This window comes from Kitasatospora sp. NPDC048722 (genome assembly GCF_040650235.1).
Lineage (GTDB): Bacteria > Actinomycetota > Actinomycetes > Streptomycetales > Streptomycetaceae > Kitasatospora.
This window is the reverse complement of sequence record NZ_JBEZGX010000135.1, coordinates 1-4650: the sequence shown is the minus strand read 5'-3', so window position 1 is coordinate 4650 and position 4650 is coordinate 1. Positions and strand designations below refer to the sequence as shown.

Here is a 4650-nt window from a genome sequence, read left to right as displayed (position 1 = left end):
GGCGGCGTCGACCTTCGGGCGGAGGACGGCCGACAGGCGCCCGGGGGTCAGCGCGCTCACGATGCCGTCGTCCAGCACACCGGCCGCGTGCACGACCCCGCTGATCGTCCGGCCTGCCAGGGCCTCGGCGAGCGCCTCGCGGTCGGCGGCGTCGCAGGCCACCACCTCGACGTCGGCGCCCAGCTCGCGCAGTTCCTCCAACCACGCGCCGACGCCCCCGCGCCGGCTCAGCAACAGCAGCTCGCGCACGCCGTGCTCGGTGACGAGATGCCGGGCGACGAGACGGCCCAGACCGCCGGTGCCACCCGTGATCACGACCGTGCCCGTACCCCAACCCGAGGAGGGCCCACCGGGGGCCACGCGGGCGAGCCGGCCCACCCGGACGACACCGTCGCGCGCGGTGAACTGGAAGTCACCGCCGTCCAATTGCGCGCGGAGGACGGGCAGCGCCGCCTCGACGTCCGACGCGTGTTCGACATCGAGCAGGGCGAACCGGCCAGGGTTCTCCGCCTCGGCCGCCCGGACGAGACCCCAGACCGCGCCGCCGACGAGGTCCGCGACCTCGCTGCCCGGAACCGCGCCCCGGGTGACGAACACCAGTCGGGCGTCGGCGAAGCGCGGCTCGGCCAGCCATTCCTGCACCAGGCCCAGCGCCCACGCCGTCACCCCGTGCACGTCCCGGGGCGTCGAACCGCCCGCCACCGGCACGAGCACGGCCTCCGGCACCTCGCCGGCCACCTCGGCGAGCGACGGCACGTCCTCGCCCAGGGTGACGGCCCGCACGGGCCCGGTGGGCCGCCCCGAGCCCTCCACCCAGTCGAGCCGCAGCAGCGCCCCGGCCGGTCCGCTCCGCTCGGCCACGGCGGCCGGCTCGCCCAGCGTCAGCGCCCCCGCCGACAGCACGGGACGGCCCGCCGCGTCCGCGACCTCGACGGACACCGTGTCCGCGCCCGCCCTCACGACCCGCAGCCGGACGACGGCCGCGCCGGTCGCGTGGAGCGCCACGTCGCGCCAGTCCGTGGGCACCAGCCGTGCGCCGTCGTCCGTGCCGGTCACGGCGGCGATCTGCACGGCCGCCTCCAGCAGCGCCGGGTGCAGCCCGTACGGCGCCGCGTCCTCGGCCCGGCCGGGCAGGACGGCCTCCGCGAACACCTCGTCGCCCCGCTGCCACACCGCCTGCAGCGTGCGGAACGCCGGGCCGTGGTCCAGCGGGTCGTGGCAGGACACGGGATCCACGGCCACCGCGTCCGCCGGGGGCCACGCGGAGGCGTCGAAGCCGCCTTCGCGCTCGCCCACGGCCAGCGTGCCGGTGGCGTGACAGGTCCACGGACCGTCCACCGGGTCCTCCGCCCGGGCGTAGCAGCCCAGCGAACGCGTCCCGGCCTCGTCCGGCGTGCCGGCCACCAGCTGGACGACGACGGCGCCGTCCTCGGGCAGCACCAGCGACCCGGTGAGCGTCAGCCGCTCGACCCGGTCGCAGCCCACCTGGTCGGCGGCGCGGACGGCCAGCTCCAGGAACCCCGTCGGCGGGAAGACGGCCACGCCGCCCACCCGGTGGTCGCCCAGCCACGGCTGCGCCTTCAACGACAGCCGGCCGGTCAGCAGCACGCTGCCCGAGTCGGCCGGGGAGACCACCGCACCCAGCAGCGGGTGCTCGGCCGGCCGCAGGCCCGCGCCGGTCACGTCGCCCGTGTGCGCGGCCTGGGCGGGCCAGTAGCGCTCGCGCTGGAAGGCGTACGTCGGCAGGTCGACGCGCCGGGCGCCGGTGCCGTCGAAGACCCGGGCCCACTCGACCGGGACGCCCACGACGTGGAGGCGGGCGAGCGCCGTCAGCAGGACACCCTCCTCCGGCCGGTCGGCACGCAACGCGGGGGCCGCGACGCCCTCGGCGCCCTCGTCGAGGTTCTGCGCGGCGAGGGCGGTGAGCACGCCGCCGGGGCCGAGCTCCAGGTAGTCCGTGGCGCCGGCGGCATCGAGGGCGCGGATCCCGTCGGCGAAGCGGACGGCCTCACGGACGTGGCGCACCCAGTAGTCGGGAGTCGCGACGTCCCCACCAAGCGCGCCGGTCAGGTTGGAGACCAGCGGGATCGAAGGGGCACGGTACGTCAGCCCGTTCAGAACCTCGCGGAAGTCCTCCAGCATCGGATCCATCAACGGCGAGTGGAACGCGTGCGAGACCTTCAGCCGCGTCGTCTTGCGGTCCGCGAAGCGCGCCTCGATCGCCTCGACGGCCTCCACCGTCCCGGAGACGACCACGGACGCCGGGCCGTTGACGGCGGCGACCGACACGAACTCGCCCAGCAGCGGCAGGACTTCCTCCTCCGCCGCCTGCACCGCCAGCATCGCACCACCCTCCGGCAACGCCTGCATCAAACGACCCCGCGCCGCCACCAGCCTGCACGCGTCCTCCAGCGAGAACACCCCGGCCACATGCGCCGCAGCCACCTCACCGATCGAGTGCCCCGCCACGAACTCCGGCTCCACGCCCAGGGATTCGACGAGCCGGTACAGCGCCACCTCGACCGCGAACAACCCCGCCTGGGCATAGGCGGTCCGGTTGATCAACTCCTCGTCCGAGCCCCACACCACCTCGCGGACGGGAAGATCGAACTGCGCGCACACCGCGTCGAACGCCTCCGCGAACACCGGGAACCGGGCAGACAACTCCCGCCCCATCCCCAGCCGCTGCGACCCCTGCCCCGAGAACAGCACCGCGAGCCGCCGCTCCCCGGCCGTACCGCGCGCCACCTCGACCCCGTCCACCAGCACCGCCCGGTGCCCGAACCGCGACCGCCCCGCCAGCGAGAGCCCGACGTCCACGGGCGAGCCGGCCGCCCCGGCGAGCCCGGCCAGTTGCGCATCCAGCGCGGCCTCCGACGCTCCCGAGACCACCCACGGCACGGCGCCCGGCACGATGCCCGGCGCCGCGGCCCGGTCCACCACGGGCGCCTGCTCGACGATCACGTGGGCGTTCGTCCCGCTGATCCCGAACGACGAGACCCCGGCCCGACGCGGGCGCCCGGCCTCGGGCCACTCCCGCGCCTCCGTCAGGAGCTCCACCGCGCCCATCGACCAGTCGACGTGCGAGGACGGCGCGTCGACGTGCAGCGTCTTCGGCAGCACGCCCGCCCGCATCGCCTCCACCATCTTGATCACGCCCGCGACCCCGGCCGCCGCCTGGGTGTGGCCGAGGTTGGACTTCACCGAGCCGAGGAAGAGCGGGCGTTCGCGCTCCTGCCCGTACGTGGCGAGCAGCGCCTGGGCCTCGATCGGGTCGCCCAGCGTCGTTCCCGTGCCGTGCGCCTCGACGGCGTCGACCTCGCCGGCCGACAGCCCCGCGTTGGCGAGCGCCTGGCGGATGACGCGCTGCTGGGACGGGCCGTTGGGCGCGGTGAGACCGTTGGAGGCGCCGTCCTGGTTGACCGCGCTGCCGCGCACGACGGCGAGGACGGCGTGCCCGTTGCGGCGGGCGTCCGAGAGCCGCTCCAGCACCAGGACACCGGCGCCCTCCGACCAGCCCGTCCCGTCGGCTCCGTCCGCGAACGCCTTGCAGCGCCCGTCCGTCGCGAGGCCGCCCTGGCGGGTGAAACCGAGGAAGCTCATCGGCGTGGACAGGACGGTCACGCCACCGGCCAGGGCCAGCGTGCACTCACCGCTGCGCAGGGACTGCGCGGCCAGGTGCATCGCCACCAGCGACGAGGAGCACGCGGTGTCGATCGTGAGCGCGGGGCCCTCCAGACCGAAGCAGTACGACACCCGGCCCGAGATCACGCTGTTGGCCAGACCGGTGCTCGCGTGGCCCTCCACCTCCTCCCGGGAGTTCATCACCAGCGAGGCGTAGTCCTGGCCTGTCGTGCCGACGAAGACGCCCGTCCGGCTGCCGCGCAGCGCCGTCGGGTCGATCCCCGCCCGCTCGACGGCCTCCCATGACGTCTCCAGCAGGAGCCGCTGCTGCGGGTCCATCGCGAGGGCCTCGCGCGGCGAGATGCCGAAGAAGGACGCGTCGAAGTCCCCGAGGCCGGCGAGGAAGCCGCCCTGGCGGGTGGCGCTCACGCCGTGGCCGGTGCCGAAGAGCGCGTCGAGGTCCCAGCCGCGGTCGGTCGGGAAGTCGGTGATGCCGTCGCGGCCCTCGCTCAGGAGCCGCCAGAGGTCCTCGGGGGTCCGCACCCCGCCGGGCAGGCGGCAGGCCATGCCGACGATCGCGATCGGTTCCCCGGTGTCGGCGGTGGCGGCGGCCGGCGGGGCCACCACCTCGTCCTCCTCGTCGAGGAGTTCCCCGAGGAGGTGGGCGGCGAGGGCGTGCGGGGTCGGGTAGTCGAAGGCCATGGTCGCCGGCAGGCGCAGTCCGGTGACGTCGGCGAGGCGGTTGCGCAGCTCGATCGCGGTGAGCGAGTCGAAGCCGAGGTCCCGGAACTCCCGTCCGGGGTCGACCGCCCGGCCCGAGGCGTGGCCGAGGACGCCGGCGGCCTCCGCGCGGACGAGGTCGACGAGGTGGCGCAGGCGGTCGCCCTCGCGCAGCTCGTAGAGGCGCGCGGCGAGCGCGGCGCCCGTACCGCAGGTGCTCGCGGCGGTGCGGCGACCGGCGGGCAGCAGGGCGCGGAACATCGTCGGCACCTCGCCGCGCGGGCGGGCCCCGGCGGCCATGCGGCC

The 4650-nt window shown here is 75.9% G+C and carries 1 protein-coding gene; it reads right to left on the bottom strand.

The window, feature by feature from the left end:
* Positions 1-4650, bottom strand: a 4650-nt coding sequence (locus AB0C76_RS41000; RefSeq protein WP_359975788.1) for an SDR family NAD(P)-dependent oxidoreductase, incomplete at both ends; no start/stop codon positions are given.